This is a genomic window from Alcanivorax sp. HI0044, from assembly GCF_001634945.1.
This window is the reverse complement of record NZ_LWEZ01001290.1, coordinates 1-677: the sequence shown is the minus strand read 5'-3', so window position 1 is coordinate 677 and position 677 is coordinate 1. Positions and strand designations below refer to the sequence as shown.

Genomic DNA, 677 nt, shown 5'->3' with positions numbered 1-677 from the left:
GCGTGTGCGCTTTCTCAGCAAGCGCCTGGATGACATGACGGTGGTGGATCGGGTGCCGGATGACCAGAGCCGGGTATTTTTTGGCGCCTGGGTGGAACTGGAAAACGACGCCGGTGAGACCGAAATCTACCGGCTGGTGGGGCCGGATGAAACCGATGCGGCAAGAGGCTATATCAGCATCGACGCGCCGCTGGCACGGGCCTTGCTCAAGAAACAGGTGGATGACGAGGTGGAGGTACGAACCCCGGCCGGAGAGCGTTGTCTGTTTATCAACCGCATCTGGTATGAGTGATGCGGCACGCGACATGCTCCACGCAACATGTATAAAACACCGGTTTTTTAGCGTGTTGCGTCATTTTAATTCTTTAGGGGAAAACCGATGACAGGTTCCAGTCGTATCTGGTTCTTTATCCGCAAGTCGCTGCTGGGTGGGCTGACCATTCTGCTGCCCATTTCCATTATCGTGTTCTTCTTTAAATGGATTTATCAGACGGTCACCGAGCTGATTTCGCCGTTTACGTCGGTGTTTATCAGCGCCTTCGGGTTGCCCAAGTTTGTGGCGGACTGGTTGTCGGTGCTGGCGGTGCTGGTGCTGTGTTTTCTGGTGGGCACGCTGGTCGCCACGCGACTGGGAAGCTGGGCCTGGCAGCAGTGGGAAGAGCATGTAATGACACGTC

1 protein-coding gene and 1 pseudogene are annotated in these 677 nt (G+C 55.8%); both read left to right on the top strand.

Features of this window, described 5'->3' with window-relative positions; genetic code table 11:
- A partial coding sequence (locus A3730_RS18775; RefSeq protein ID WP_197477525.1) for a GreA/GreB family elongation factor occupies positions 1-292 on the top strand: 292 nt, incomplete at its 5' end.
- 87 nt (positions 293-379) lie between these two features.
- Positions 380-677, top strand: a pseudogene (locus tag A3730_RS18770) (hypothetical protein); the annotation flags it as partial.